The 25,536-nt window shown below is 71.9% G+C and carries 23 protein-coding genes; 10 read left to right on the top strand and 13 right to left on the bottom strand.

The window, feature by feature from the left end; all coding sequences use genetic code 11:
* Nucleotides 1–60: 60 nt before the first annotated feature.
* The 7 genes from AC0665_RS03540 to AC0665_RS03510 form a co-directional block, all read right to left on the bottom strand.
* On the bottom strand, nt 61–1,653 hold the full coding sequence (locus tag AC0665_RS03540; protein WP_478604683.1) for a dipeptide ABC transporter ATP-binding protein: 1,593 nt from the start codon (nt 1,651–1,653) through the stop codon (nt 61–63).
* Nucleotides 1,650–2,648 carry an ABC transporter permease gene (locus AC0665_RS03535; RefSeq protein WP_478604686.1) on the bottom strand — a complete coding sequence of 333 codons (999 nt, stop codon included), beginning with the start codon at nt 2,646–2,648 and terminating at the stop codon, nt 1,650–1,652. Before AC0665_RS03535 ends, AC0665_RS03540 begins: the two co-directional genes overlap by 4 nt.
* The gene (locus tag AC0665_RS03530) at nt 2,645–3,655 is read right to left on the bottom strand and encodes an ABC transporter permease (RefSeq protein ID WP_478704341.1); all 1,011 of its coding nucleotides are present in this window, start codon (nt 3,653–3,655) and stop codon (nt 2,645–2,647) included. Before AC0665_RS03530 ends, AC0665_RS03535 begins: the two co-directional genes overlap by 4 nt.
* Nucleotides 3,656–3,659: 4 nt before the next feature.
* The gene (locus AC0665_RS03525) at nt 3,660–5,378 is read right to left on the bottom strand and encodes an ABC transporter substrate-binding protein (RefSeq protein ID WP_468638812.1); all 1,719 of its coding nucleotides are present in this window, start codon (nt 5,376–5,378) and stop codon (nt 3,660–3,662) included.
* 188 nt (nt 5,379–5,566) lie between these two features.
* Nucleotides 5,567–5,659: an Ms4533A family Cys-rich leader peptide gene (locus AC0665_RS03520; RefSeq protein ID WP_324614289.1), complete on the bottom strand. Its 93-nt coding sequence runs from the start codon at nt 5,657–5,659 to the stop codon at nt 5,567–5,569.
* Between the two features lie 68 nt (nt 5,660–5,727).
* Nucleotides 5,728–7,458 carry a DUF3152 domain-containing protein gene (locus AC0665_RS03515; RefSeq protein WP_478704340.1) on the bottom strand — a complete coding sequence of 577 codons (1,731 nt, stop codon included), beginning with the start codon at nt 7,456–7,458 and terminating at the stop codon, nt 5,728–5,730.
* Nucleotides 7,459–7,466: 8 nt separating this feature from the next.
* A complete protein-coding gene (locus AC0665_RS03510; protein ID WP_478604695.1) occupies nt 7,467–8,513 on the bottom strand; it encodes an alpha/beta fold hydrolase in 1,047 nt (348 codons plus the stop codon).
* A 254-nt stretch (nt 8,514–8,767) separates the two neighbouring features.
* On the opposite strand from AC0665_RS03510, the gene AC0665_RS03505 reads away from it, so the two are divergent.
* The 4 genes from AC0665_RS03505 (at nt 8,768) to AC0665_RS03490 (ending at nt 10,813) form a co-directional block, all read left to right on the top strand.
* Nucleotides 8,768–8,992, top strand: coding sequence for a hypothetical protein (locus AC0665_RS03505; RefSeq protein ID WP_468638783.1), 225 nt, complete (start codon nt 8,768–8,770; stop codon nt 8,990–8,992).
* A 207-nt stretch (nt 8,993–9,199) separates the two neighbouring features.
* The gene (locus tag AC0665_RS03500; protein ID WP_053671654.1) at nt 9,200–9,847 is read left to right on the top strand and encodes a TetR/AcrR family transcriptional regulator; all 648 of its coding nucleotides are present in this window, start codon (nt 9,200–9,202) and stop codon (nt 9,845–9,847) included.
* Nucleotides 9,848–9,981: 134 nt separating this feature from the next.
* Nucleotides 9,982–10,209: a DUF3107 domain-containing protein gene (locus AC0665_RS03495; protein ID WP_030854792.1), complete on the top strand. Its 228-nt coding sequence runs from the start codon at nt 9,982–9,984 to the stop codon at nt 10,207–10,209.
* Between the two features lie 334 nt (nt 10,210–10,543).
* Nucleotides 10,544–10,813: a hypothetical protein gene (locus tag AC0665_RS03490; RefSeq protein WP_363117143.1), complete on the top strand. Its 270-nt coding sequence runs from the start codon at nt 10,544–10,546 to the stop codon at nt 10,811–10,813.
* 57 nt (nt 10,814–10,870) lie between these two features.
* Here AC0665_RS03490 and AC0665_RS03485 read toward each other — a convergent pair whose 3' ends face one another.
* Nucleotides 10,871–11,617 carry a ferritin-like fold-containing protein gene (locus tag AC0665_RS03485; protein ID WP_468407345.1) on the bottom strand — a complete coding sequence of 249 codons (747 nt, stop codon included), beginning with the start codon at nt 11,615–11,617 and terminating at the stop codon, nt 10,871–10,873.
* Between the two features lie 476 nt (nt 11,618–12,093).
* Between AC0665_RS03485 and AC0665_RS03480 the strand changes: the two genes are divergently transcribed.
* Together AC0665_RS03480 and AC0665_RS03475 are read left to right on the top strand one after the other, a co-directional pair.
* Nucleotides 12,094–14,796, top strand: a complete 2,703-nt coding sequence (locus AC0665_RS03480; protein ID WP_478704339.1) for a DEAD/DEAH box helicase — start codon at nt 12,094–12,096, stop codon at nt 14,794–14,796.
* Between the two features lie 100 nt (nt 14,797–14,896).
* Nucleotides 14,897–15,766, top strand: coding sequence for an alpha/beta fold hydrolase (locus AC0665_RS03475; protein ID WP_478704338.1), 870 nt, complete (start codon nt 14,897–14,899; stop codon nt 15,764–15,766).
* Nucleotides 15,767–15,885: 119 nt separating this feature from the next.
* Here AC0665_RS03475 and AC0665_RS03470 read toward each other — a convergent pair whose 3' ends face one another.
* On the bottom strand, nt 15,886–16,779 hold the full coding sequence (locus AC0665_RS03470) for an NYN domain-containing protein (protein WP_468407338.1): 894 nt from the start codon (nt 16,777–16,779) through the stop codon (nt 15,886–15,888).
* A gap of 237 nt (nt 16,780–17,016) precedes the next feature.
* Between AC0665_RS03470 and AC0665_RS03465 the strand changes: the two genes are divergently transcribed.
* Together AC0665_RS03465 and AC0665_RS03460 are read left to right on the top strand one after the other, a co-directional pair.
* The gene (locus tag AC0665_RS03465) at nt 17,017–17,169 is read left to right on the top strand and encodes a hypothetical protein (RefSeq protein WP_094057445.1); all 153 of its coding nucleotides are present in this window, start codon (nt 17,017–17,019) and stop codon (nt 17,167–17,169) included.
* A gap of 129 nt (nt 17,170–17,298) precedes the next feature.
* On the top strand, nt 17,299–19,476 hold the full coding sequence (locus AC0665_RS03460) for a trypsin-like serine peptidase (protein WP_478704337.1): 2,178 nt from the start codon (nt 17,299–17,301) through the stop codon (nt 19,474–19,476).
* A 108-nt stretch (nt 19,477–19,584) separates the two neighbouring features.
* Here AC0665_RS03460 and AC0665_RS03455 read toward each other — a convergent pair whose 3' ends face one another.
* From AC0665_RS03455 to AC0665_RS03445, 3 genes are all read right to left on the bottom strand, one after another.
* Entirely contained in the window at nt 19,585–20,190 is a 606-nt protein-coding gene (locus AC0665_RS03455; RefSeq protein WP_344458645.1) for a MarC family protein, read from the bottom strand.
* A 125-nt stretch (nt 20,191–20,315) separates the two neighbouring features.
* Nucleotides 20,316–21,176 (bottom strand): PHP domain-containing protein, encoded by an 861-nt coding sequence (locus AC0665_RS03450; RefSeq protein ID WP_363117135.1) that lies wholly within the window; start codon nt 21,174–21,176, stop codon nt 20,316–20,318.
* A gap of 134 nt (nt 21,177–21,310) precedes the next feature.
* Nucleotides 21,311–21,952 (bottom strand): DUF6758 family protein, encoded by a 642-nt coding sequence (locus AC0665_RS03445; RefSeq protein WP_478704336.1) that lies wholly within the window; start codon nt 21,950–21,952, stop codon nt 21,311–21,313.
* A gap of 163 nt (nt 21,953–22,115) precedes the next feature.
* Here AC0665_RS03445 and AC0665_RS03440 point away from each other — a divergent pair, with 163 nt between their 5' ends.
* Entirely contained in the window at nt 22,116–23,339 is a 1,224-nt protein-coding gene (locus tag AC0665_RS03440; protein WP_478704335.1) for an MFS transporter, read from the top strand.
* A 30-nt stretch (nt 23,340–23,369) separates the two neighbouring features.
* On the opposite strand, the gene AC0665_RS03435 is transcribed toward AC0665_RS03440, so the two are convergent.
* Complete coding sequence (locus AC0665_RS03435) at nt 23,370–23,954, bottom strand: suppressor of fused domain protein (protein ID WP_363117132.1); 585 nt, start codon at nt 23,952–23,954, stop codon at nt 23,370–23,372.
* A 455-nt stretch (nt 23,955–24,409) separates the two neighbouring features.
* Here AC0665_RS03435 and AC0665_RS03430 point away from each other — a divergent pair, with 455 nt between their 5' ends.
* On the top strand, nt 24,410–25,525 hold the full coding sequence (locus AC0665_RS03430; protein ID WP_468407327.1) for a magnesium and cobalt transport protein CorA: 1,116 nt from the start codon (nt 24,410–24,412) through the stop codon (nt 25,523–25,525).
* The last annotated feature ends 11 nt before the right edge of the window (nt 25,526–25,536 follow it).

Below are 25,536 nucleotides of genomic sequence, written 5' to 3'. Positions count from 1 at the left end.
CGTAACTTTCCCGTGCGGGTCGCGTTCTGTCCCGCTAGGAGATCAAGCGGACACGGATCGTCATGCCGCGGCCAACTCCCGTCGCCGTGCCCGGCGGCGCGCGGCGGCCTCGGGTTCGAGCGCCGGTACGGCGGCCAGCAGTTGCCGGGTGTACGGATCGCGCGGCGACACGTACACCTCCTCGACGGGTCCTTCCTCGACGATCCGGCCCCGTCGCATCACCGCGACCCGGTCGCTGACCTGGCGGACCACGGACAGGTCGTGCGCGACGAAGACCAGCGCGAGCCCGAGTTCGCGCTGCAACTCCGCGAGCAGGGCGACGACATGGGCCTGGGTGGTGACGTCGAGGGCTGAGACCGGCTCGTCGCAGACGATGACGCGCGGGCCGGCCGCGAGGGCCCGGGCGATGCCGATCCGCTGGCGCTGCCCGCCGCTGAACTCGTGGGGATAGCGGTCGTAGTGCGCCGCTTCGAGCCCCACGCGCTCCAGCAGTTCTCCCACGCGCTCCCGGATGCGCCCCTCCTGCCGTTCGCCCCGGGCCCGCAGCGGGTCGGCGACGGCCTCGCCCACGCTGCGGCGGGGGTTGAGGGAGGAGACGGGGTCCTGGAAGACCATCTGCACGGCCGGGTCCACCCCGGTGTGCGCGCGGCCGTCGAAGGTCAGCGATCCCGCCGTCGGCTCCAGCAGTCCGACGAGCATGCGCCCGAGGGTCGTCTTGCCGCTGCCGCTCTCGCCGACGATCCCGAGGGTCTCGCCGCGTCGCAGGGTCAGCGACACGTCGTCCACGGCCGTGACCGCCCGCTTCCCGCGTCCGAACGCGCGCCGGAGGCCGGTCGCCTCAAGGACGACCTCCCCGGGCGCGATCGGGGCCTTCCGCGGCGCGTCCAGCCGGGGAACCGCGGCCAGCAGCTCCCGGGTGTACGGCTCCGCGGGCGCGCCCAGCACGCCGGCGACCGGGCCGTGTTCGACCGCCCGGCCGTGCCGCATCACCAGCACCTCGTCGGCGCTCTCGGCGGCGACGCCCACGTCGTGCGTGACGAGCAGCAGGCCCATGCCGGTCTCCTCGCGCAGGGTGTGCAGGAGGTCGAGGACCTGGGCCTGGACGGTCACGTCGAGGGCGGTCGTCGGCTCGTCGGCGATCAGCAGCCGGGGCTCGCACGCGAGCGCCATGGCGATCAGGGCGCGCTGGCGCATGCCGCCGCTGAACTCGTGAGGCCGGGACCGCGCCCGTCGGGCCGCGTCCGGGATGCCCACCCGGTCCAGCACCTCGACGGCACGCGCGCGTGCCGCCCGCCGGGAGGCGCGGGTGTGCACGCGGTACACCTCGGCGATCTGGTCGCCGATCGCGTAGTACGGGTCGAGCGAGGACAGCGGATCCTGGAACACCATGGCGGCCGACCCGCCGCGCAGGCGGCGCAGCTCCTCGTCGGAGGCCCGCTGCACATCGGTGCCGGCCACCTCGACCGAGCCCTCGACCCGCGCGCCCGTGCCGCGGTGCAGGCCGAGCAGGGCGGACGCCACGGTCGACTTGCCGGAGCCGGACTCGCCGACCAGGGCCAGGGCGGCGCCCTCCTCCAGGCGGAAGGAGAGACCGTCGACGGCGCGCAGCGCGCCGAAGTCCACGCGCAGGCCGGTCACGTCGACCAGGCTCATGTCAGCACCACCCGTCGGTCGGCCACCGCGTACAGGACGTCCGCGACGGCGTTGGCGAGGACCACGAAGAATCCGATGACCAGGACCATGCCGACCACGACCGGCAGGTCGACGACCTTGACGGCGTGGACGAGTTCCTGTCCGATGCCGGGCAGGCCGAACAGCGTCTCGGTGAGCACCGCGCCGCCGATCGCCGAGCCGACGTTGTTGGCGTTGAGCGCGATGACCGGCGCGAACGCCCCGCGCAGCGCGTGCCGTCCGACGATCGACCGTTCGCCGACGCCGTACGCGCGGAAGGTGCGGATGTGGTCCTCGGCCAGCGTCTCCAGCATCGACGCGCGGGTCAGCCGGGCGAACGCGGCGGCTTCGATGAGGGCGAGCGACAGCCAGGGCAGCAGCAGGTTCCACGCCCACTGCTCGGGGTCGTCGCCGAGCGCCACGTACTGCGGGAAGGGCAGCAGGCTCAGTTCGCCGCAGACGACGATCATCAGGACCAGGCCGATGACGAAGACCGGAGTGGCCGTGCCGGCGAGCGTGAGGCCGGTCAGCACCCGCTCGGTCAACCGGCCGCGCCGCCAGGCGGAGAGCACCCCGGTGCCGACGCCGAGGATCAGCCACAGCACCATCGCGCCGGTCACCAGGGACAGACTGACCGGGAGCTTCGCCCAGATCAGCCGCGTGACCTGCTGGTCGCTCTGGTACGACAGGCCCAGGCAGGGCGCGGAGCAGTGCTGCACGGACGTACCGGTCGAGTAGTCCTGGCCGGCGAGGAGACCTTGGAGGAAGTGCCCGTACCGCACGAACAGGGGGTCGTCCAGGTTCAGTTGCCGGGCCACCTGGTGCACCTGTTCCGGTGAGCAGCGCGGGCCGCAGGTGATCTGGGCGACGTTGCCGGGGGTGGCGTAGAAGACCACGTAGACGATCACCGAGATGGCGAGCAGGGTGATCACGGCACCGACGGAGCGGCGCAGGAGGAATCCGGGGAGGCCGTTCATGCCGTGCCTCCCCCGGTGGTCCTCGTCTCCCGCTTGCGTCCCGTTCCGACGCGCAGCCGGGAGGCGGCGCGGGGGTCGAGGGCGGTGCGGACGCCGTCACCGAGGACGGTGAGGGCGAGCACCGTGACGAACAGCGCGCCCGCGGGCAGCAGCAGGTACTGCGGGGCGGCCTGGTACCAGACGTCGGCGGCGGTGAGCATCTGTCCCCAGGAGGGGGTCGGCGGTTTCACGCCCACGCCGAGGAAGGACAGCGCGGCCTCGACGGTGATGTTCGTCGGGACGAGCAGCGCGGCGTAGGTGATGACGGGCGCGGCGATCCCGGGCAGGAGTTCACGGCGGGCGATGCTCCAGGTGCCCCAGCCGCTGAGCCGGGCCGCGGCGACGTGGTCGAGTTCCTTGAGGGTCAGGGTCCGGGCCCGCACGATCCGGGCGATGTTGCCCCAGCCGATCAGGCCGATCACGAGGGCGACGAGCACGGGCCGCGGGAAGCTCGCCGGCACGACCGCGAGCAGCGCCAACGACATGATCATGAGCGGCATGGCGACGATGATGTCCGTGAACCGGCTCAGCAGTTGATCGACCCAGCGCTTCCCGAGCGCGGCCGCGACCCCCAGGGTGATCCCGACAGCGACCTGCACGACGGTCGCGGCCAGGGCGACGCCCAGCGACACGCGCGCGCCGTACACCAGCCGCGCGAACAGGTCGCGGCCGGTCTGCGGTTCGACGCCGAGCCAGTGGTCGGCGCTCGCCCCGCCGAGGGACCCGACGGGCACGCCGCCGCGCGCGGAGTCCACCAGGGAGGGGTGGTAGGTGGTCGGGTCCTGGCCCTCGACGGCGGTGAGCAGCGGCGCGGCGAGCGCGACCAGGACGAGCAGCGCGACGACCACGGCCGCGACCAGGGCGGCGCGCTGCGTGCGCAGGCGCCGCCAGAACTGACGGGCCCCCGAGGCGGCCGGGACGGCAGGTTCCGTCACGGCCGCCTCGGCGGCGAGAAGTGCCTCACTCACGGCGTCACTTCACCGCGACCTGCGAGATGTCCAGCACCCCGGTCCAGTCGCTGATGACGATGTTCTTGACGTCCTCGCCGTAGAGGCGCTTGTAGACGGGGTGGAACAGCGGGACGGTCAGGGCCTTCTCGCCGATCTTCTTGTCCAGCGCACCCCACCGCTTGGCGGCCTGGTCGAGATCGGTCAACTTGTTGATCGCGTCGATCTCCGCATTGACGGCCTTGTCGTTCAGCAGGCCCGTGTTGAAGTTCGCGCCGTCCTTGACGATCTGCCGGCCGTCGAAGATGGGTGCGAGGAACGGCCCTCCGGACGGCCAGTCGGCACCCCAGTGGGCGAGGAAGAAGCCGGGCTCGGTCTTCACGTCGTGGATCTTGTCCGCGTAGTCGTTCTCCTCCAGGCCCTGGAGCTTGACCGTGATGCCGGCCTTCTTGAGGGCGTCCTGGAGGGCGGTGGCGATCTCGGGGCTGGTCTCGAAGTCCTTGGCGTTGGAGTGCGTCAGCGTGACGGTCAGCCCGTTCGGGTGCCCGGCCTCCTTCAGCAGCTGCCTGGCCTTGGCCGGGTCACCGGCCTTGCCCGCCGGGAAGAGGTCGTAGGGCGTGTAGCCGAAGGACTTCTGGTCCGGCAGGAAGGTGGTGGCGGGCTCGGCCAGCGCGGATCCGCCTGCGGCGTTCACCACGGACGACCGGTCGACGGCGTAGGCGATCGCCTGCCGCACCTTGGGGTTGTCGAAGGGCTTGATCGACGGGTTGAAGGCGATGTAGTTGGTGTAGCCGAAGTGGCCGGTGCCGACGCGCGAGGCGAGGTCCTTGTCCCCGCTGACCTTGGCCAGCTCGGCCGGACCGAGGTTGGTGTCCGTGGTGACGGCGGCGGCGTCCGCACCCTGGGACGCGGACAGCCGCTGGTTGATCACGGACGAGTCGAGTCCGGACCGTACGTCGATCTTGTCCGGGTAGGCCTTGCGCTCGGCGTCGGTCGCGGCGGACCAGTGCGGGTTGCGCTCCAGGACCAGCCGCTCGCCGTCGTTGTCGTTGCGCACGACCTTGTACGGCCCGGAGGACACCGGATGCTCCTCGTACTTCGTGCCGGTGTCCTTGCTCTTCGGGACGGGCGCGAACTGCGTCTGCGTGGCGAGGTAGGGGAACTCGCCCTCGGGCTTGTTCAGACGGAAGACGATGGTCCGCTCGTCCGGCGTCTCGATCGCGTCGAGGCCCTTCTTGTCCTTGTACGGGCCCTGGTAGTCGGCGGCGCCGACCAGCCAGTCGCGCAGGTAGGGGGCGCCTCCCGACAGCTCGGGGGCGAAGGAGCGCTCGATGCCGTACTTGATGTCGGCCGAGGTGATCGGCGTGCCGTCCTCGTACGTCAGGCCCTTCTTCAGGGTGTACGTCCACACGGTCGCGTCCTTGTTGGGACGCCCCGTGTCGGTGGCCAGGTCGGGGACGACCTTCGCGCCGGCGGCGCCGTTCTCACGGTTGCGGGTGGTGAGGGTGCGGAAGACCAGGGACGGGACGTTGCCGCCGCCGGAGGTGTACAGGCGGGCCGGGTCGAAGTCCTGCTGCGGGTTGGCGTTGAGGACCGTGAGGGTGCCGCCCTTGTGAGGCGTCGAGTCGCCGCCGGCGCCCTTGGCATCGTTGTCCTTCGGCCCGCAGGCGGCGGCGCCCGCTGCCAGGACCAGGCTGACGGATGCCGCTGCCACGCGGCGCGCTGTGACGGACGGTTGGCGCATCGGAATGACGACCTCTCGGAAGGCGCCCGGATCACGGATCATGATCTTTTGGATCGCTGATCTCGGATCGCGAGACGAAGTGACGAAGGGTGAGACGGAAGAAGGCAGACGTCTGCCCGGCGCCGGGTCGTCGAGGAAGCCGTGACACCGTCACGGGGAGGTTCGCCGACGCGCGCCTGAGGCGGGCGTCAGCAACAGTGAATGTCGGCCACGCAGAGCGGGGTCACGCCGATGAGCGCCAGCTCGATGGCGGCGCGAACGGAGGCGTGACGGGGCGACATGCCCAGAAATATGAACGAACTTTCCGAGCATGTCAACGCGAGCCCCGCCACATCGCCTGTGGCGCCTGTCAACTCCCGGGGTACGGCCAGGGGTTGGCGCGGCAGTGGACGCCGTCGTGGTCGAGGAACTTGGTCTGCTGCTGCATGACCGGCGCGAGGTCGCCGTCCTTGTCGCAGGTGACGTGGCCGTAGCCGAGGCGGTGGCCGACCTCGTGGTTGATCAGCATCTGCCGGTAGGCGTGGATCTTGCCGTCCCCGTAGGTCTCCGAGCCCTGGGCCCACCGGTATGCGTTGATCATCACGCGCTCGGTCGCCGCCGAGTCGCAGGAGACGTTGTCCTGGGTGGTGTCCAGACCCGACTTGGCGCACCAGTCGGCGGTGGTGCCCGGGCTGGCGAGAGTGATCACGAAGTCGGGCTTGCCGGAGTAGACGCGCTCGAAGGTCCGCGCTCCGTTGTGGGCCCAGCTGCGCCGGTCGTTGAGCGTCTTCTGCACGGCCTCGGCGAACAGGGCGCCGTCGAGCCCGAGCCCCTGCTCCACGTCCACGCGGTAGGTGAACTTCTGCCCGGCGCCCGGCGCCTTGGCGATGCCGGGAACGGCGTCGAACCTCCCCGATCCCTTGAGCTCGGCACCGAGCGGGTACGTCCGGCCCATCTTCTCGTCGTAGGTCAGCGGCGCGGCCTCGGGGGCGGGTGCCCGGCCGTCGGCCCGGGACGCGGCGTCCCGGACGTCGCGGGCCTGGTCGGTGGCGGACCGCGCCTGCACCCCGGCACCGGCGTGGTCGTCGGTGACCTGTCCGGCGACGATGACGGCCAGCACGGTGGTGACGGCCGCGGCCGCGATGCCGGTGAAGGTACGGCCCTTGCCGCCCCTGCCCGGTGCGGGCGCACGGGTGGGTCCCGCGTCGTCGTGGCCGGACCCGGAGTCGGCCGGGGTGCCGACGCTCCAGTCCGTGACGGAGGCGTAGGCATCCGCGGCATGCGCGGAGGCGGGCGTACGGGGCGCGAAGACGTCGTCCTCCTCTTCCACGAAGGCGTCGAGATAGTCCTGCCGCGGCCCGGGCACGGAGGCCCGGCGCTGCCGCGGTATGGGAGCACCGACACCGGCGGCTCCCCTGCCGTTCCCCCTCAACTCACCCCAGCCGCCCCCGGCTTCCCGCTGCTCGGGATGACCGCCCCGGGCCTGCGAGCCCCCGCCGGCACGCCGGGACTTCCCACGCGGGGACGTGCCGTCCGGCGACCGCGGAACGCCCCGAACCGGAGTCCCTTCGGACCTCCGGGAGACACCGTGCGCAGGCGTGCCGTCCGCCGACCGCGACATCCCCTGCGCGGACGCCCCGTCAGGAAGACGCGGCGTCCCATGCGCCGGCGCGCCGTCCGCGAACCTCGGCATCCCGTGCGCCGGCGTGCCGTCAGGAAGACGTCGCGCCGCCTGGGGTGGCGTGCCGTCAGGAGCACCTCGTACCGCCTGGGGTGGCGTGCCGTCAGGAATCCGTGGGACTCCCCTGGCGGGTGTGCCGTCCGGCAGCCAGCCGTCCGGGAGGCGTGGCATGCCGTGCGGCGGTGTGCCGTCGGCCGGGCGGGGTCCTGGAACTCTGCGGGGGCCCGGGGGCGGCCAAGTCCCCCGCGTGGGGCCCGCGGGCGGCGCCGGACGGCCGCCACGGCCCGTGTCCGTCGCCTGCTCCTGACCTTGGCCCTGACCCTGCGCGGACCTGGTCCTGCCGTTTCGTGCTGCGGTTGTGTCCGCTGTGTCCGCGCTGTCGCCCTTGACGACCGGCCCGCGGCGGCTGTGGCGTCCCACGTCGCGCCTCAGCCCCCCATGCTTCCGTCGGTACCCGCTCCGTCGAGGGCGTCGCCCCCGGCGTCCGCCCGGCCGGCCCGCCTGGCCCGCTGCGTGCCCGACTCCCCTGCCTCTGCGAGGAGTTCGCGAAACGCCTTGGCCACCGTCTCCGGGTACTCCATCATCGCCACATGTCCCGCGTCCGGCAACGTCATGAGCCGCGCGTCACGGAAGGCCCGGGCCGCTTTCTGGGCCATGCGGAAGCCGACGAGCTGGTCACGGCCGCCGTAGACGAGGAGGGTCGGCGCGAGAACTCGTTCGGCCTGGCGCCACAGACCCTGCTGGCCGCCCAGCGTGTAGGCGTTGACGATCCCGCGCGCGGAGCGCGCCATCGCGTCCCAGAAGTACGGCAGCCGCAGCCGCCGCTCCATCTCCTGCACCGCGTTGCTGAATCCTTCCGGCGTCACCCGCCCCGGATCCCCGTAACAGAGCGCCATCACGCCACGCACCCGCTGCTCCGCCGTCCACTGCCGGGTGAGCCGGGTGAAGAGCAGGGCGACTCCGGGCACCGCCAGCAGCCCCGTGGGCACGGCGGTGCGCTGCACTCGGATCTCGGGCAGGGCGGGCGACACAAGCGTGAGCGTACGGACCAGATCGGGCCGGACCGCGGCGACACGGGTGGCGATTGCGCCACCGAGCGAGTTCCCGAACAGGTGCACGGGACCGCGCCCGGAGGCCTCGAGGTAGCGGATGACCGCGCGCGCGTGCCCCGTGACGGAGTAGTCGCCGTCGTCCGGCGGCGGGGAATCCCCGAAGCCGGGCAGGTCGAGGGCCTCGCTGTCGACGCACTCGTCCAGCAGGGACATCAGCGCCGACCAGTTCTGCGAGGAGCCGCCGAGCCCGTGCACGTACAGCGCCGGGGGGAGCCCCTCGCACGCGGGCGGCCTCGACCGGACCGTCAAGGTGACGCCGGGCAGCTCGACCGACCGCAGCCTTTCGCCCTCCGCGACCCGGACGGTCCCCACCTTCGGCAGCACATTGGCAGGCGGCACGAAGGGCAGCTCGGTCGAAGACATGCGGCAATGTTACGAGACGATCACGTAGTGGCTCATGCGTTCGCCTGTGTTCGCCGTCACAGGAATCGGCCGTTGGGAGGGCTCGGGAGGAGGCACCCGGGTGCGCGGGGGTAGCAGTCAACGGAATGAGCACTGTGTCACGTCCCGGACGCGGATCGCATAGCGTCCGGACCGGGTGTCTCCTAGGCTCATAGGGAGGGCACCCGCGTGTGGCCCCTGCATTCCCAGGGACGTTCGTAGGAAGGGAGCCCAGCATGGCCGTAGACCCCACCGACCCGGAGACGTTCGAGGCCGATGACGCGCAGGAGGCGCGGGAGTTCGACGTCGAGGCCCCCGAGGTCGACGCGGCGGAGCAGCAGGCGGATCTCGCGCCGGACCGCGACGACCCGCTGACCTCCGTGGACCCGGACCGCGCCAACGAGGCCGACCTGGTGGAGCAGACCCGGATCGTCTCGCTCGACGAAGACGACTACCGGTGACCTTCGCCGCCGACCGGCGACGAGGAACCCCCGAGAACAGGAAAGGGGCAGCATTTTGCCCGCTCTGACCCTGTTTGAAACCTTGGCAACCGCTTTCGGATCCGTCCGGTCCGTGAAATTCTGCGTTCTCACCGCGCACACCACGGTTACCGAAAAGTACGATGGCGACGCGGCCAGATCCGCATGTGGACGACTATGGGAGGCGGCGTGACAGCCATCGAGCAGACAGAGGCGGTTCGCCCGCGGGGCACACGCCTGCCGCGCCGTGCCCGACGCAACCAGCTCCTGGGTGCCGCCCAGGAGGTCTTCGTGGCCCAGGGCTACCACGCCGCCGCGATGGACGACATCGCGGAGCGAGCCGGTGTCAGCAAGCCGGTGCTCTACCAGCACTTCCCGGGCAAGCTCGACCTCTATCTCGCGCTGCTGGACCAGCACTGCGAGTCGCTCATCCAGTCCGTCCGCAACGCGCTCGCGTCGACGACCGACAACAAGCAGCGCGTCCGGGCCACGATGGACGCCTACTTCGCCTACGTGGAGGACGACGGCGGAGCCTTCCGCCTGGTCTTCGAGTCGGACCTGACCAACGAGCCCGCCGTGCGCGAGCGCGTCGACAAGGTCACGAACGAGTGCGCGGAGGCGATCTGCGACGTCATCGCCGAGGACACCGGCCTGTCGCGCGCGGAGTCGATGCTGCTCGCCTCGGGCCTGGGCGGCCTGGCCCAGGTGGTGGCGCGGTCCTGGCTGCACAGCGACCGCAGCGTGCCGCGCGACCAGGCCGTGCAGCTGCTCACCTCGCTGGCATGGCGCGGCATCGCGGGCTTCCCGCTGCACGGCATGGACCAGCCACAGCACTGACGGCACTTTGTTCCCGCCCGTTGTTCGCTCGTGGCGTTCCCGGGCGGAGCATGTACGTCCCCTCACCGGGCTAATGTGTGCTGCGTACGGCGCGGAAGGTCGCGCACATCACTGACCGTCGGAGGGACATAGCCGTGGAGGTCAAGATCGGCGTGCAGCACGCGCCCCGCGAGATCGTTCTGGAGAGCGGTCAGACCGCCGAGGAGGTCGAGCGCGTGGTCGCCGAGGCGCTGGCCGGAAAGTCGCAGCTGCTCAGCCTCGTGGACGAGCACGGCCGCAAGCTCCTCGTCCCGGCCGACCGTCTCGCGTACGTCGAGATCGGTGAGCCGGCCCCGCGCAAGGTGGGCTTCGGAGCGCTGTAGGCGCATACGCGCGAAGGGGCGGGACGGCCAGTGGCCGTCCCGCCCCTTCGCGTTGATGTCCCTGTTCGCGTCGGTGTCCCCGTTCGCGTCGGTGTGCCCGTTCGCGTCGGTGTCCGCGTTTGCGCTCGTCTCCCCCTTTACGCCCGTCTCCCCGTTTGCGTCGGCCGTCCTCGGACACTCCTCCCCCGTAACGCTCGGCTTCCCCTTGCGGCGCACCGGTTCCTTCACGGATGGACCACAAGTCGCCCACAGGGGTGGATTGGAATCCGCAGGTCAGGGGTAAGACGGGCTACGACCGATTTGGGCAGGCCGGCCATGTGGGAGGGACCCCGACATGCTCCTGGAAGCGCTGAGTTCCGCGATCCTCGGCCTGGCTCTGGCGTGGGCGGCCACGCACCGCTGGGCGCACCGGCTCCCGGCCCGCTCCATGGTGCTGTCCACCGGTGTCGCGGGGGCTCTGTTCGGGGCCTTCGTCATGCACAGCGCGCTGGACGCCGGGCACGTGCTGCTCGTCCTGCTCGGCGCGGTCATCGTCTCGGTGGCCTCGCTGTCGCTGCTGCTGCGCCCCGCGGGAAGACTGCGCCGCCGGTCGGCGACCGCCTGAGGCGTCGCCGGTGGTGGCGGCGCCGATGACGACGGGCGCCGGCCGTACGGCGCCGGGCTAGGCGGCCAGTCCCAGCGCGGCCATCCGCTTGGTGTGGGCCTCGGTGATCCGGGAGAACATCTTGCCGACCTCGGCCAGGTCGAAGCCGTCCGCGACCCCGCCCACCAGCATGGTCGACAGCGCGTCCCGGTCGGCGACCACCCGCTGGGACTGCGACAGGGCCTCGCCCATCAGCCGCCGCGCCCAGAGCGCGAGCCGTCCGCCCACGCGGGGGTCGGCGTCGATGGCGGCGCGCACCTTCTCCACGGCGAAGCCGCCGTGCCCCGTGTCGTCGAGGACGGCCAGCACCAGGGCGCGGGAGTCGGAATCCAGCCGGGCGGCGACCTCGCGGTAGAAGTCGCTGGCGATGGAGTCGCCGACGTAGGCCTTCACCAGGCCCTCCAGCCAGTCCGAGGGGGCCGTCTGCTTGTGGAAACCGTCGTACGCGGCGACGAACGGCTCCATCGCCCGCGTCGGCTCCTCCCCGATCTCGGCCAGCCGGTCGCGCAGCCTCTCGAAGTGGTGGAACTCCGCCGACGCCATCTTGGCCAGCTCCGCCTTGTCCGCCAGCGTCGGCGCCAGCTTGGCGTCCTCCGCGAGCCGCTCGAACGCCGCGAGCTCCCCGTACGCGAGCGCGCCGAGCAGGTCCACGACCGCGGCGCGGTACTGCGGGTCGGCCGAGGCCGTCGCCCAGTCCTGGGCGGCGACGGAGGTGGGGGCGGCGGCGGTGTCCGAGGCGTTCTCAGGCTTGTCAGAGCTCGTCATGAAGCGCACAATAGCCCGCCTGCCGGGAGGCGTAAGGCCCTGGCCGATCACTGTGACGACGACTACGTGACCAAATCGGCCATCGCATGTGCGCGATTCCGGGGTATGGTGGTAATGCGCCTGCTGGTACGTCGTCGTACCTCGACAGGCCGCACGTATGAGGATGCCCGGTCGGTGGCCCGATCGGCTCCGACCCGACAGCCTTCCCCGGCCGTCCGCCACAGTGCGTACGAGACCCGGAGAGGGACACCCTCAGCGGCACGAGCGCTAGAGCGTCGGCGCGGTCCCGTGCTCTACGGCCCGCCCGTAGGCAGCCGACGTCCCCCGGCACGGTTGACACGACCCCCGCGCTCGCCTCGCGCCGCCCACACAGAAGAGGCAGCACCCTGACTACGTTCCGAGAGCTCGGAATCCTTCCCGAGACCGCCGAGGCCCTGGAGGCCGTCGGCATCGTCGCCCCCTTCCCCATCCAGGAGATGACGCTCCCCGTCGCCCTGTCGGGCAAGGACGTCATCGGCCAGGCCAAGACCGGCACCGGCAAGACGCTGGGCTTCGGCCTCCCGCTCCTCGAGCGCGTCACCGTCCCCGCCGACGTCGAGGCCGGACGCGCCGAGCCCGAGGACCTCACCGACGCCCCGCAGGCACTGATCGTCGTCCCCACGCGCGAGCTGTGCACGCAGGTCACCAACGACCTGCTGACCGCCGGCAAGGCACGCAACGTGCGCGTCCTGGCCATCTACGGCGGCCGGGCCTACGAGCCCCAGGTCGAGGCCCTGAAGAAGGGCGTCGACGTGGTCGTCGGCACCCCGGGCCGGCTCCTGGACCTCGCCGGGCAGAAGAAGCTGAACCTGAAGCACGTCAAGTGCCTGGTGCTCGACGAGGCCGACGAGATGCTCGACCTGGGCTTCCTGCCCGACGTCGAGAAGATCATCAACATGCTGCCGGTGCGGCGCCAGACCATGCTGTTCTCGGCCACCATGCCGGGCGCGGTCATCGGTCTCGCCCGCCGCTACATGTCGCAGCCCACGCACATCAGCGCCACCTCCCCGGACGACGCCGGCGCGACGGTCGCGAACACGAAGCAGTTCATCTACCGCGCGCACAACATGGACAAGCCCGAGATGGTGGCGCGCATCCTCCAGGCCGAGGGCCGGGGGCTGGTCATGGTGTTCTGCCGCACCAAGCGCACCGCGGCCGACCTGGCCGACCAGCTCAAGCAGCGCGGTTTCGCCTCCGGCGCGGTCCACGGCGACCTCGGCCAGGGCGCCCGCGAGCAGGCGCTGCGCGCCTTCCGCAACGGCAAGGTGGACGTGCTCGTCTGCACCGACGTCGCCGCCCGCGGCATCGACGTCGAGGGCGTCACGCACGTCATCAACTACCAGTCGCCGGAAGAGGAGAAGACGTACCTGCACCGCATCGGCCGCACCGGCCGCGCGGGGGCGAAGGGTACGGCGATCACGCTCGTCGACTGGGACGACATCCCGCGCTGGCAGCTGATCAACAAGGCGCTGGACCTGGGCTTCAACGACCCGCCGGAGACGTACTCCACTTCTCCGCACCTGTACACGGACCTCGGCATCCCCGAGGGCACCAAGGGTGTCCTGCCGCGCTCGGAGCGTACGCGCGCCGGGCTGGACGCGGAGGAGCTGGAGGACCTCGGCGAGCCGGGCGGCCGCGGGCCGCGCGGGCGCGGCGGCCGAGGTGGCCGCGGCGACCGCGAGGAATCCCGCTCGGCCGACCGCGAGCGGTCGCCGCGTACGCCGCGTCGCCGCCGCCGTACCCGTGGCGGTACCGCGCTGGACGGGGCGCCGGAGTCGGTCGGCGGCACCACCCAGGAGACCACGGCCACGGCCACCGAGGGCGCCGCCGAGGCGGACGCCGTCACGACTCCCCGCACTCCGCGTCGCCGCCGCCGCACCCGCGGCGGTGCCCAGTCCGAGCCGGCTTCCGTCACGGCGGTCGAGGCCCCCACGTCCGCGCAGGCGGCAAGCGCCGTCGCGACGGCCGAGGGCACGGCCTCGACGGCTCCCGGATCGGCGCCCGAGGCTGCGGCCGAGGCGCCTGAGGCGGCTGCCAAGCCGCGTCGACGCCGCACGCGCCGCTCGGAGCCGACGGTGGTCGAGACCGAGGCCGCGGTGACGCCGTCGGCCCCGGAGGCGACGGTCGTCGCCGACGCCCCGGCCACCGTGGACGCCGCACTGCCCGAGGCCTCGGCCACGCCGCGCCGCCGCACCCGCAAGGCCACGGCCTCCGCGGCCGAGTCGGCGGTCGACACGGCCGAGGGGAGCACCGAGTCCGCTCCGGAGCCGTCGGAGACGAAGCCGCGCCGGGCCCGCAAGACGGCCGCGCAGGCCGAGTCGGCCGTCGACACGGCGGAGGCCACCGAGGCCGCGCCGCGCCGCCGCACCCGCAAGACCGCCGTGGCGGCGCAGGACGGCGTCGAGGCGGCGGAGGCGAAGCCCCGGCGTACGCGCAAGGCGACCGCGGCCGAGTCGGCCGTCGACACGGCCGAGGCCACCGAGGCCGCGCCGCGCCGGCGCACCCGCAAGACCGCCGAGCCCGCGGTCACGGCCGAGGCACCCGCTGCCGCCGAGACCAAGCCGCGCCGCACCCGCAAGGCCGCGGTCGCAGCCGAGGAAGCGGTCGACACGGCCGAGGGCACGGAGGCCAAGCCGCGCCGCACCCGCAAGGCCGCCGAGGCCGCGCCCGCCGTCGCCGAGATCCCGGCCCAGTCGGTTCAGGAGCCGGAGACCGCCGAGGCCAAGCCGCGGCGTACCCGCAAGGCGGCGGCCGCCAAGGCCGAGGCGAGCGTCGACACGGCCGAGGGCACCGAGGCGAAGCCGCGCCGGACGCGCAAGGCGGCTGCCGCCGCTCCGGACGCGGAGGCCGTCGAGGCCAAGCCGCGCCGGACGCGGAAGACCGCCGCGGCGGCCGAGGCGAGCGTCGACACGGCCGAGGGCACTGAGGCCAAGCCGCGCCGTCGCGCCCGTAAGGCCGCCGAGCCCACCGAGATCCCCGCCCAGGCGGATCAGGAGCCGGAGACCGCCGCCACCAAGCCGCGCCGGACGCGCAAGGCGACCACGGCCGCCGCCGCGACCGCGGAGGACGCGGCCGAGGCGAAGCCCCGGGCCCGTCGCCCGCGCAAGGCCACGGCCGCCGCGGAGTCCTCGGAGGGCTGACACACCCCTCCCGGACGGCCCGGTCCCCTCACTCGGGGGGCCGGGCCGTTCGGCGTTCACCGGGGCACCGGGCCGGTGTCCCAGCCGTTACCCTCACCCCGTGACCAGCCACCCCGTCTTCCCTCCGCCCGCGGGCGCCCGTGCCCGCCGCCTGCGCACCTCACGGGGCGAGTTCGCCGCCGTCGACTCGCCGGCGGCGACCGGGCAGGAGGCGGGTGTGGTCCTGATGCTGCCCGGGTTCACCGGGAGCAAGGAGGACTTCAGGCTGCTGCACGAGCCGCTCGCCCAGCGCGGATACCGGCTCGTCGCCGTGGACGGGCGGGGACAGCACGAGTCCGGCGGCCCCTTGGACGACGAAACCCCCTACGCCCAGCGGGAACTGGCGCGGGACGTGCTCGCACAGGCCGAGGCGCTGGGCGGGCCCGTGCACCTCGTGGGGCACTCCCTGGGCGGGCAGATCGCCCGTGCGGCCGTGCTGCTCGACCACTCGCCCTTCCTCTCCCTCACCCTCGTCTCGTCCGGCCCGGCGGAGATCTCCGTCTCCCAGCAGCAGCGCGTGAAGCTGCTGCGCGACGCGCTCGCCGTGCTGTCGATGGAGGAGGTGTGGGGGGCCATCCGGGCCATGGGCCCGCCGGAGGAGGTGGGCGGACCCGCCCGCGGCCTCGGGACCGAGGAGCAGTTGCGCCGCCGCTGGCTGGGCCACAGCCCTGCCCAACTGCTCGCCACCGGACGCCAGTTGTGCACCGAGCCGGACCGCGTCGCCGAACTGGCGGCGGTGCCCCTGCCGTTCCACGTGCTGTCGGGCGCGCACGACGACACCTGGCCGGTGGCGATCCTCGACGACATGGCGCGGCGGCTGAACGCGCACCGCACGGTCATCACGGGGGCGGAGCACTCCCCCAACGCCGACCGGCCCGTTCCGACGGCCCACGCCCTCGCGGACTTCTGGGACGGCCTGCGACGGGCCTAGGGCCTGTCGTTTGGATCATGCCGACCCGAGCGGGGCGCCGACAGGCGCAGTCACTCTCGGCCGACCTGATCCAGACGACAGGCCCTAGCCATCCGGCCGACGTGCACTGGAGCCGGGCCCTAGTACTGCGTCCTCAGGTGCTCCCAGAAGCCGTCGCGCAGGGCTCGCCGCAGGTCCGCCTGACCGCGCAGCGAGTACTGAAGGAGCCCCTCCGCCTCCACGAGCAGGTCCTGGTCCACCGAACCGGGCAGGTACGGGTGTCCGGGCAGCAGTTCCACCAGGGTGTCCCGGCCGCGTGCCGCCAGCCACTTCGCGGCGATCTGGGCGCCCACGAACCGCACGTCCTCACGGCCGGGCCGGGCCGCTCCCGGCTCATGGGCGGCGGCGGTGCGGCGGGAGACGTACGGCTTGAAGAAGTCGAGGTCGAAGGTGCGCTGGCTGTCGACCTCCCAGAGCAGGGGCTCCGCCTGGTTGCGGCCCTCGGGCGCCTCGATGCCCCAGAGGTGGACCCGGGCGCCGTACCCCTGGGCCGCCTCCACCGCCGACACCAGGTCCTCGTCGCCGCCGAGCAGGGCGGCGTCGCTGATGGCGCGGTGCCGGGCGAGCGACTCCAGGTCGGAGCGGATGAGGGAGTCGACGCCCTTCTGCTGGTTGTTGGCATTGAGGTTGCCCAGGCGCACCTTGACGTCCGGCAGTTCCGCGATGGTCTGCTGCTCGGCCGTGTGGATGCGGCGCCGGGCGCCGTCGTACCAGTAGACCCGCAGCAGCCGGCTGTCCGCGAAGATCGTGCGGGCCTTGTCGATGAGCGCGTCGATCAGGCCTTCGGCGTCCAGGTCGAAGGCGCGGCGGTCCTCCGTACCGGCGACGAGGCGTCCCGCGGCCGCGTACAGATACCCCGCGTCCACGAAGATCGCGTGGGTCGAGGGCGTCTTCGCCACCTCGGCGAGCATGCGCTGGAGCAGCTCGTTCGTGCGGTCGATGCGGGCGTGGAGAGCCGCTGGGTCGTCGTTCATCACCTCCATTGTCCGGGCGGTCACACTGCGAACACAACCGGTCCCGGTCGGTCCCGTAACCACACTCTTACGTCTCGGTAATTAGCCGTTCGAAAAATTTCCTTAGCGTAGGGAATGTTTGACGCACGCATCGCTGTTGACTCATAAGGAACACCGGGCACGGACCCGGTGGACCGGACAACGCAGCACCACCAAGTAGTTCTCCTCAGGAGGATGACCAGACGAAGGGAGAAGCCCATGCGCTTCGAAATCATGCGGCTGGACGACGTGGACGGCACACCGGTGGACACGACCGTCGTGGACGCCGCCTCCGTCAACCGCATCGTTCAGCAGGCGGCCGCCATCGGGCAGCGCCTCTGGATCCGCCCGGCCGAGACCACGGCCTCATAACGCGCGCAGCTCTCCCGTACGCGGAGCCCCCGCCCGGCATCGGCCGTGCGGGGGCTCCGCTGTTGCGGACCTCACCGGCCGGGGGCGTACTGGCTGGGGGGCGCGCGAACCAGGACGGGACGGTGGAGCATGTCGGTGACGGACCAGTCGCACAGGGCGCTGCACGAGCGGGCCGCCGCCGAGGCCGCCCGGCGCTACGAGGACTCCACCGCCGAACGCGAGCGGGTCGAGGGCCGGCTGGCGGCCGGTGTGCGGTTCCCCGACTCCCCGGACGCGCTCGCGGTGCGCGCCGACCGGATCATGGACCGGGGCGGTCTGTCGCCCTCGGCGGTGGTGGCGGACATCCACCGCGAGGCCATGGCCCTGCCCGACGCCAACGAGCGGATCATCGACCTGTCCAACGAGCTCCAGGCCTGGAGCTTCCTGCCGCGCGGTGTCAGGGCCGGGGCCACGGTCGCCCGGATCACCCGGCGGCGCGACGGCCGTGAGCTGCCGCACGGCACCGGCTTCCTGGTCTCGCCGCGGCTGCTGATGACCAACCACCACGTCCTTCCGGACGAGAGCTTCGCCCGCACCTGCTTCGTGGAGTTCAACGCCCAGGTCACGGCCGACAACCAGCCCGACACCGTCGTCCGCATGGAGCTCGACCCCGGTACCTTCTTCGCGGCGGACGGACGGCTCGACTTCGCGCTCGTGGCGGTGGCGCCCGCCCCGGACGGCCCGCCACCGGGTGAGGTCTTCGGCTGGAACCGGCTGAGCGTGCAGATCGGCAAGCTGGTGCTCGGCGAGAAGGTGAACATCATCGGCCACCCTCAGGGGCGGCTGAAGGAGATCGCGCTGCGCGACAACGCGGTGCTGGTCCGGCTCGACGACTTCGTGCACTACACGACCGACACGGAACCGGGGAACTCCGGCTCCCCGGTCTTCAACGACCAGTGGGAGGTCGTGGCGCTGCACCACAGCGGCGTGCCGAAGCGGGACGACCAGGGCCGTGTGCTGCGCAAGGACGGCCGGCCCTGGCAGGAGGGCGACGGTGACACCGTCGAGTGGGTCGCCAACGAGGGCGTCCGCATCAGCTCGATCCTCAAGCACCTGGCCGGGCTGGACCTCACCCCGGAGCGGCGTGCGCTGCTGGCGGAGATGGGCCCGGACAGCGGTCTTGACCAGGCCTTGGCGGGCGCGCCGGCCTCTCTCACGGCACCCGGCCTCGTGTCCCCCGGCCTCGCGTCCCCCGGCCTCGGGGCGCAGCCCGACACGGCCATGCCCGGCCTCCGGGCGCAGCCCGGCGGGACGACGGCGCCGGTGCCGGGCGGGGGCGGTGTCACGAGCCTGCCGGTCCCCGCGGTCGGGGTCACCGAGACCGGGACCGGGGGCGAGGGGCCCAAGGTCGGGCTCCGGGCCCGCGCCACCGCCTTCGGCGGCCGGCAGCACCTGGTCTTCCTGCACGGCCGGGACCAGCAGGAGAAGGACCCCGCCGAATTGCGCCTTACCTGGACGGCCGGCCTGAACCGCGGGCTCACCCTCGCGTCCCTGCCCCCGCTCGACCCGGAGGACGCCTGGTTCCCGTTCTACGGCGTGCGCCTGCACGACCTCGTGAGCGGCAGGGAGAGCAGCGCGGCCGAGTCCATCGGCCTGGACCGGGTGAGCGCCGCAGCAGCCGCCGAGGTGTTCGCCGCGCAGTCGCCGACGGGCTCCTACGAACGGCTGCTCCACGAGGCCGCCACCCGGGCCGGCATGCCGCAGAACGGGCCGGCGACCACGGAGGGCTTCGGTGCGGGCCTGGTCGACGCGTTGCACCGCCCCCTGAGCTGGCTCGCCGCCAAGTCCGACGTGGACGAGTGGACGATCGCGACGTTCCTGCGGGACGTCGACCTGTACCTCGGTGACGGCGCGGTGCGGCAGGCGGTGCTGGACAGCGTCATGGAGACGATGCCCACCAGCGGTGAGCTGGTGCTGGTCACGCACAGTCTGGGCACGGTCGTGGGCATGGACCTCCTGACCCGCCTCCCCGACACCCTGGACCCGGTCCTGCTGGTCACCGCGGGCAGCCCGCTCGGGCTGGACGGCGTCAACGAACGGCTGCTCGTCCGGGGCCCGCACCGGCCGCCCCGGGTGCGGGACTGGGTCAACGCCTGGTGCCCCACCGACGCGGTGGCCATCGGCTGCCCCCTGGAGGACGAACGGTGGGGGAAGCTCTCCCAGCCGGCCGTCCGCAACGGCCGGGAGCGGGCGCACAAGATGGACGAGTACCTCGGCCACCCGGCGGTGGCCCGGGAGATCCGCGGCGTCCTGACCCACCAGGCATGAGGCGGGCCGTCAGCACCTCTGGACCCGCGCGGGCCGTCGGCACCTCGCGGGCCGTCGGCACCTCTGGACCCGCATGGGCCGTCGGCACCTCTGGACCCGCGCGGGCCGTCAGCTGCCCTGGATCACCTGGGTGACACCGTTGATGATCTGCTGCACGGCGATCGCGGAGAGCATCATGCCCGCGAGCCGGGTCACCAGGACGACACCGCCGTCCTTGATGATCCGGATGATCACCAGCGAATAGCGCATCACCAGCCACAGCACCACATGGATGGCGAGGATCGCCGCCCACACCGACACCTGCGTGGCGACGCTGTGGGCCTTCTGCACGGCGAGGATGACCGACACGATCGCCCCGGGTCCGGCCAGCAGCGGCATGCCCAGCGGCACGAGGGCGACGTTCACGTCCTTGGTCTGCTTGGGCTCGTCGGTCTTGCCGGTGAGCAGGTCCAGCGCGATCAGCAGGAGCAGCAGTCCGCCCGCGATCATCAGCGCGGGCACGGACACGTGCAGATAGTCCAGGATCTGGTGCCCGAGGAGCCCGAACACGGTGATGACCCCACCGGCCACGCAGACGGCCTGGAAGGCCATCCTCTTCTGCACCTTTCCGGGCCGGCCGGCGGTGAGCGCGAGGAAGATCGGGGTGATCCCGGGGGGATCCATGATGACGAAGAGGGTCAGGAACAGGGAGCCGAAGACGGCGAGGTCGAACATGAGTGAGCCTTGCGCAGGGGGCTACGGCCGTGGCCGGTCCGTTCCGCGGGAACGGGCGGGCACGGCGCGCAGCGCCGAGTGAGAGAGAAGGAAGAAGTGAGGAACGGGCCTACGGCAGGAGGACCTCAGAGGGCTCCGCCGGCGCCCGGCACGGGAAACGCCCCGAAGGCCCGCCGGGTGATCTCCCCGTAGACCTCGGGGTCCGTCGTGTACTCCCCGAGCACGCACGTCTTGCGGCTGCCGTGGTAGTCCGACGACCCGGTGACGAGGAGTCCGAGCTCCTTCGCCAGCCCCCGCAGCCGCGCCCTGGTGTCGGCGTCGTGGTCCATGTGGTCGACCTCGAGGCCGTCCAGCCCGGCGGCGGCCATCTCGGCGATGGCGGCCTCCGGCACCGTGCGCCCCCGCTTGCTGGCCGCGGGGTGCGCGAACACCGCGACTCCGCCCGCGCCCTTGATCAGCCGGATGGCCTCGAAGGGGTCGGTCTCGTGCTTCTCCACGAAGACCCGGCCGCCGTCGGCCAGCCAGTCCTGGGTGAAGGCGTCGTTCACGGTCGGCACGACACCGAGCTCGACGAGCGCGCTCGCCACGTGCGGGCGCCCGACGGACCCCTCACCGGCGATCCGCGCCACCTGCTCCCACGTCACCGGCACGCCCAGCTCCTGAAGCTTGGCGATCATCCCCTGGGCGCGCGGCACCCGGTCGTCCCGGACCAGCTCGCGCTCGGCGAGCAGAGCCGGCTCCTCGGCGTCGAAGAGGTACGCCAGCATGTGCATGCTGATCCCGTCGAGCCGGCAGGAGAGCTCGGCCCCGGTGACCAGCGTGACCCCTTCGGGCAGCGCCGCGATGGCCTCGGCATGCCCGCGGGTGGTGTCGTGGTCGGTCAGCGCGACGACGTCCAGCCCGGCCACAGCGGCCTTGCGCACCAGCTCGGACGGTGTGTCCGTGCCGTCGGAAGCGGTGGAGTGGGTGTGCAGATCGATGCGCACGACACGAACTCCAGACAGGGACGGCACGAACAGGGCTGCTCCAGGATAACCGGCTTTTCGACCCCGGATGTCACACCCGAACCCGCCAGGCGCCCCCTACACTCCCGGCGCTCCCCGCTCCCCGGCCCGTCCCCTCAGGGCCCGAGCAACCGCGGGGACAGGGCGCCGCAGGGGACCAGCTCGACCTCCGCACCGGCATCGCGCAGATCCGTCAGCACCAGTTCGTCGTACATCAGCAGCCCGGACTGCTCGGGCCACACCACGGCCCACAGCCACATGCCCAGCGCCTCACCGGCGAAGACGGCCCGGTCCTCCGGCGCCCCGGCCACGTGCCACAACGGCGTGGGACGGCCGGCGGCCAGCACCTTCGCCTGGGGCGGTTTCTCGACGTCCATGTGGGGGCCGGGGTCGGGGCCGTCCATGCCCGCGTACCGCGCGCCGAGTCCGACCCCCAGTTCCTCGGCCACCAGGATCAGCTCGCCCATGCCGCCGAGCGGCCCGGGCCCTGCGCAGGCGACGGCGGTCGCGCGGCCACCGGTGCGGTCGTCACCCGCGCAGGCCACGCCCGTGAACAGCCACCCGACCGGCAGCGGCCACGGCATCCACAGCGGGACCCGGGTGCGGTGCACCACCACGTCGAGGGCGTCGACGCTGGGCGGTATCACGGGCTGCACCGGGTGAACGGTGCCGTGCACATCGCACTGCCACGAGTCGGAGAAGAGGCCGGGAGCCCTGACCCGGCCACCGCACTTCGGGCAACTGGGTTCGCCCCTCATAGGGCCCCACGGTCCTACCCCTGCCGCGCCGCGTCAAGGACGATCACCCATCCGGACGGAACCCTTCACCACCGGCATTAGATGCAACTTGCATTAATTAGCTTGGCTAACTTAGTATGTGTATATACCAACTACATCGGTCTCGGGGGAATGGGAGCAAGCAATGGACCCCTTCGACGCCGGAGCGGGCGGCCTCCTGAAGCAGCCCACGTCCGTGTGGGCGACCGCCGGGGCGTCGGTCGTCGCCTTCATGGGCATCGGGCTCGTCGACCCGATCCTGCCGTCCATCGCCCAGGGTCTCGACGCCACGGCGAGCCAGGTCTCCCTGCTCTTCACGTCGTACTTCCTCATCACCGCCGTCGCGATGCTGGTGACCGGCTGGGTCTCCAGCCGGATCGGCGGCCGCAGGACCCTGCTGCTCGGCCTCGCGTTCGTCGTGGTGTTCGCCGGACTCGCGGGCACCTCCGGATCCGTCGGCGAACTGGTCGGCTTCCGGGCCGGGTGGGGCCTGGGCAACGCGCTGTTCGTCTCGACGGCCCTCGCGGTCATCGTCGGCGCGGCGGCCGGCGGCAGCGCCGCGGCGATCCTGCTGTACGAGTCGGCCCTCGGCCTCGGCATGGCCTGCGGCCCGCTGCTGGGCGCCCTGCTCGGCGACGCCAGCTGGCGCTACCCCTTCTTCGGCACGGCGTTCCTCATGGCCGTCGGCTTCCTGTGCATCACGGTGTTCCTGAAGGAGCAGCCCAAGCCCGCCCGCAAGACCTCGCTGCTCGACCCCCTCAAGGCCCTGGGCCACGGCGGTCTCGCCTCCGCGGCGGTCTCGGCGTTCTTCTACAACTACACGTTCTTCACCGTGCTGGCCTTCACGCCGTTCGTGCTGAACATGAGCCCGTACCGGTCGGGTGCGGTGTTCTTCGCCTGGGGGGTGCTGCTCGCCGTCTTCTCGGTGATCGTCGCGCCCCGGCTCCAGCAGCGGTTCGGTTCGCTGAAGGTGCTCGGCGGTTCGCTGGTGCTGCTCGCGGCCGACGTACTGGTGCTCGGCTACGGCTCGCACACCACGGCCGTCGTCTGCACGATCCTGTCCGGCGCCTTCATCGGCGTGAACAACACCGTCTACACGGAGCTGGCCCTCGGCGTCTCGGACGCACCCCGGCCGGTGGCGAGCGCGGGTTACAACTTCGTCCGCTGGTTCGCGGCGGCGGCCGCTCCGTTCTTCGCGCCGAAGATCGAGGAGTGGACCGACGTCCACGTCCCGTTCGTGGTGGCGGCGCTCACCGCGGTCCTCGGCGCGGCCGTGGTCGTCGTGCGGCGCAAGGCGCTCACGCACGAGGCAGCGGAACTCGAGCCGAGGCACGCCGGCGAGGACAGCGTCACCGTGTTCGCCAACTGACGCTTCGCGGACCGGCGTTGGTGAGCTTCCTCACTCCAGCGGGACGGACTTCCGGGACGGATCCCGGAGGTCCGTCCCTGAGTTCAGCCACTTCTCCTGAAGCGCCTGCGCGCCGTGCACCCGCTTCCAGGCGGCCTCGTTCGGCGTCATCGGCAGCAGCGGCAGGAACCGCACGGGGTCGAGGGGCTCGTCGAGCTCCAGGTCCTCCACCAGACCGCCCGGCTCCGCGACCAGGACCGAGGTGAACGGAGCGCCCGGCCACAGCGGCTCACCCACGTCGAGGGACGCGCCGGGGGCCACGACCAGGCCCTCCACCTGCGGAGACGCCGCGAGCACGGCGAGCGGCCGGAACGCCTTGTCGGTGTCGGCCCGCCCGGAACGGACGGAGAGGACCAGCTCGGCGCGCGGCCCCTTGACGGGGTCGGCGACCACCGCCGTGGGGTCCGTCATGGGGTGCGCGGACATGCCCAGCGTGGCGTAGCGGACGATGCCGCCCTCCTGGAAGCGGAGCACCTCGATGCGGTCCGTGCCCAGGAAGGTGACCGCCGCGCGCGCGTCCGGTTCGCCCAGCGCGGTGCGCAACCGGGCCTCGACCAGAGGAAGAACATCTGCCATGCGGCGAGCATAGAACTCGCCAGTAGCGGGCAAAGCAGCACCTTGACAGTTGTGTCGGCTGCTACTCTTGCCCGGTGGTTCGGGGCAGCACGCAGAAGCGTCGCGATCAAGCCCCGACGCCGAAGGAACTCCCTTACGAGGGACCGGCCGGAGGAGGTGGGGCTGCAATGGATCGAAGTCGACCGTGCAGTAGCACCACGCTCTTCGCGCCGCCGATGTAGCTGCTTCTGTACCTGGCTGCCACCTCTCGCACTCGCTTCACCGCGGAAGAGCGCTTCGTTTCGCTTTGCCTGATCTGCCTCAGTAGCTGAATCAGTAACGAAACCGGCCACCGCGACGGTGCGGTGCTCCCCGCTTTGTGGACGTGCCAAACATCCGTAGTTCCTACGTCCTCATTCCGGGTGGTTCCAACCGTCGCCGGCGCCGTTCGTTGCACGCCCGCGAAGGAGCCCGCCATGTCGATGATCCGCGACCTGCGCGCAGCCGTCCGTCCGTCCCGTGTGTCGCTGCGCAAGGAGGGCGGCGCCTACGACGCCACCCGCAGTCCCGCCGCGTCCTCCGCCGTCGTCGACTGCGCCGTCTACCGCGACGGCCGCCGCATCGAGACCGAGAACGCGCTGACCCCGCACGAGGCGGTGCGCCTGGTGCGCCGCGACGGGGGCTTCGTGTGGATCGGCCTGCACGAGCCGACGGAGGCCGAATTCTCCGGCATCGCCAGTGAGTTCGGGCTGCACCCGCTGGCCGTGGAGGACGCCGTCCAGGCCCACCAGCGGCCCAAGCTGGAGCGCTACGACGACTCCCTGTTCACGGTCTTCAAGACCATCCACTACGTCGAGCACGACCAGCTCGACGCCAACAGCGAGGTCGTGGAGTCCGGCGAGGTCATGTGCTTCACCGGACGGGACTTCTTCATCACCGTCCGGCACGGCGGGCAGGGCTCCCTGCGGGCCCTCAGGCACCGCCTCCAGGACGACCCCGAGCTGCTCGCCAAAGGCCCCTCGGCCGTGCTGCACGCCATCGCGGACCACGTGGTCGACGGGTACATCGCCGTCGCCGACGCGGTGCAGGACGACATCGACGAGGTCGAGACCGAGGTCTTCTCCCCGGGCCGCAAGGGCTCGCCGCGCGGTTCGGACGCCGGGCGGATCTACCAACTCAAGCGCGAGGTGCTGGAGTTCAAGCGGGCCGTGTCGCCGCTGCTGCGACCCATGCAGCTGCTGAGCGAGCGGCCGATGCGGCTGATCGACCCCGACATCCAGAAGTACTTCCGGGACGTCGCCGACCACCTCGCCCGTGTCCAGGAGCAGGTCCTCGGCTTCGACGAACTGCTCAACTCCATCCTCCAGGCCAACCTCGCGCAGGCGTCCGTCGCCCAGAACGAGGACATGCGGAAGATCACCTCCTGGGCCGCGATCATCGCCGTGCCGACGATGGTGTGCGGTGTGTACGGCATGAACTTCGACTACATGCCCGAGCTGCACTGGCGCTACGGCTACCCGGTGATCCTTGGCTTCACGGTGGTCGTCTGTCTCGGCATCCACCGCGCCCTGAAGCGGAACGGATGGCTGTGAGCGGCCTGGTT

The sequence above is a fragment of the Streptomyces sp. NPDC043685 genome, assembly GCF_056436585.1.
The sequence above is the reverse complement of the archived record's forward strand: the minus strand, read 5'-3'. Positions and strand labels throughout refer to the sequence as shown.

Coding starts and splice junctions, on each gene's coding strand:
- AC0665_RS03535 (WP_478604686.1), bottom strand. CDS start 2,648: ATGAACGGCCTCCCCGGATTCCTCCTGCGCCGCTCCGTCGGTGCCGTG.
- AC0665_RS03485 (WP_468407345.1), bottom strand. CDS start 11,617: ATGACGAGCTCTGACAAGCCTGAGAACGCCTCGGACACCGCCGCCGCC.
- AC0665_RS03520 (WP_324614289.1), bottom strand. CDS start 5,659: ATGTCGCCCCGTCACGCCTCCGTTCGCGCCGCCATCGAGCTGGCGCTC.
- AC0665_RS03540 (WP_478604683.1), bottom strand. CDS start 1,653: ATGAGCCTGGTCGACGTGACCGGCCTGCGCGTGGACTTCGGCGCGCTG.
- AC0665_RS03490 (WP_363117143.1), top strand. CDS start 10,544: ATGCTCCTGGAAGCGCTGAGTTCCGCGATCCTCGGCCTGGCTCTGGCG.
- AC0665_RS03435 (WP_363117132.1), bottom strand. CDS start 23,954: ATGGCAGATGTTCTTCCTCTGGTCGAGGCCCGGTTGCGCACCGCGCTG.
- AC0665_RS03510 (WP_478604695.1), bottom strand. CDS start 8,513: ATGTCTTCGACCGAGCTGCCCTTCGTGCCGCCTGCCAATGTGCTGCCG.
- AC0665_RS03430 (WP_468407327.1), top strand. CDS start 24,410: ATGTCGATGATCCGCGACCTGCGCGCAGCCGTCCGTCCGTCCCGTGTG.
- AC0665_RS03505 (WP_468638783.1), top strand. CDS start 8,768: ATGGCCGTAGACCCCACCGACCCGGAGACGTTCGAGGCCGATGACGCG.
- AC0665_RS03445 (WP_478704336.1), bottom strand. CDS start 21,952: ATGAGGGGCGAACCCAGTTGCCCGAAGTGCGGTGGCCGGGTCAGGGCT.
- AC0665_RS03460 (WP_478704337.1), top strand. CDS start 17,299: ATGTCGGTGACGGACCAGTCGCACAGGGCGCTGCACGAGCGGGCCGCC.
- AC0665_RS03455 (WP_344458645.1), bottom strand. CDS start 20,190: ATGTTCGACCTCGCCGTCTTCGGCTCCCTGTTCCTGACCCTCTTCGTC.
- AC0665_RS03525 (WP_468638812.1), bottom strand. CDS start 5,378: ATGCGCCAACCGTCCGTCACAGCGCGCCGCGTGGCAGCGGCATCCGTC.
- AC0665_RS03470 (WP_468407338.1), bottom strand. CDS start 16,779: ATGAACGACGACCCAGCGGCTCTCCACGCCCGCATCGACCGCACGAAC.
- AC0665_RS03480 (WP_478704339.1), top strand. CDS start 12,094: ATGACGCTCCCCGTCGCCCTGTCGGGCAAGGACGTCATCGGCCAGGCC.
- AC0665_RS03465 (WP_094057445.1), top strand. CDS start 17,017: ATGCGCTTCGAAATCATGCGGCTGGACGACGTGGACGGCACACCGGTG.
- AC0665_RS03440 (WP_478704335.1), top strand. CDS start 22,116: ATGGACCCCTTCGACGCCGGAGCGGGCGGCCTCCTGAAGCAGCCCACG.